This window comes from Brumimicrobium salinarum, from assembly GCF_002844555.1.
Classification (GTDB): Bacteria; Bacteroidota; Bacteroidia; order Flavobacteriales_D; family Crocinitomicaceae; genus Brumimicrobium; species Brumimicrobium salinarum.
Map to the genome: position 1 here is coordinate 1 of NZ_PJNI01000032.1, position 1,126 is coordinate 1,126.

General features: G+C 32.1%; 2 protein-coding genes. Both read left to right on the forward strand.

Translation table 11 applies throughout. The features are described from left to right. Positions 1-172: 172 nt before the first annotated feature. On the forward strand, positions 173-337 hold the full coding sequence (locus tag CW751_RS16055) for a proton-conducting transporter transmembrane domain-containing protein (RefSeq protein WP_369333243.1): 165 nt from the start codon (positions 173-175) through the stop codon (positions 335-337). A 576-nt stretch (positions 338-913) separates the two neighbouring features. Then, on the forward strand, positions 914-1,114 hold the full coding sequence (locus tag CW751_RS16060) for a hypothetical protein (RefSeq protein ID WP_369333244.1): 201 nt from the start codon (positions 914-916) through the stop codon (positions 1,112-1,114). Positions 1,115-1,126 lie beyond the last annotated feature (12 nt).

Genomic DNA, 1,126 nt, shown 5'->3' on the forward strand with positions numbered 1-1,126 from the left:
GTATTTTTTTGTACAAAGACTAGGATCTGGTATACTTTTAGGGATGCTTTATGTTGGGTGAAGAGATGTGGGTTGAGCTTTATTGCTAGCAATAAAAATGGGGGCGGGCCCTTTTTATTTTTGGTATGTTAAAGTAGTAAAAGGATTCCGTTGAAGTGTAAATTTTATTTTAATAGTATTTCAGAAGATTATTCTTTTGTTGATGTTGAGTGAGTTATTGACTGTTGTGGTTATTTTATTAGGGGGCTTTAGTCTTGTTGTGGGAGTTTTTGGGGTGTTTAATCAGGTTAGAATGAGGGCAGTTTTGGGGTATTCTTCAGTGTTTCATATAGGGTGAATGATAAGCTTTTTGATGGAGGGGTCTAAAGGATGGTGAATGTATTTATTTGTCTATGGAGTGATAATAGGGGGGGTTATTGATTTAGTAATTAAAATAAACATTGAATGTTTAAATAGAGGAGTTAGTGTTTATTATAAAAGGAGATTAGTTTTAATAATTTTGAGTTTGGGGGGAATTCCGCCCATAATTGGTTTTGTTTTAAAGTGATTGACTTTTTATTTGTTGTGGGAGTTTGATTTTGGGTTATTAATTTTGATGTTAGTTGGTTCGGTGGGGATTCTTTATGTATATATACGGGTGTTGTATGATGTTGTTTTGATAGGGATAAATATATTAGGGTGGGGGGTGAGAGTATCAATATTTTCTTGAGGGGAAGTAGTGTGTTTTATTGGTGTATTATTTTTTTATATATTAATGTAGAAGTTTAAGAAAATATTCTATTAATTTTCAAGGTTAAATGTGTCATAAAGATTTACAGTCTTTCATCTTAGATTTATTAGGTTAATTTCAAATTTGCAATTTGAAGTTTATAACTAATTACTGCGATGGTTATATTCAACTAATCATAAAGATATTGGAACGTTATATTTGTTGTTTGGTGCTTGGTCTGCTATAGTAGGGACAGCAATAAGAGTTTTAATTCGGGCGGAGTTGGGACAGGTTGGAAGATTATTGGGTGATGATCATTTGTTTAATGTGGTGGTTACAGCGCATGCTTTGGTTATGATTTTTTTTATAGTAATACCTATTATAATTGGAGGATTTGGTAATTGATTAGTACCTCTG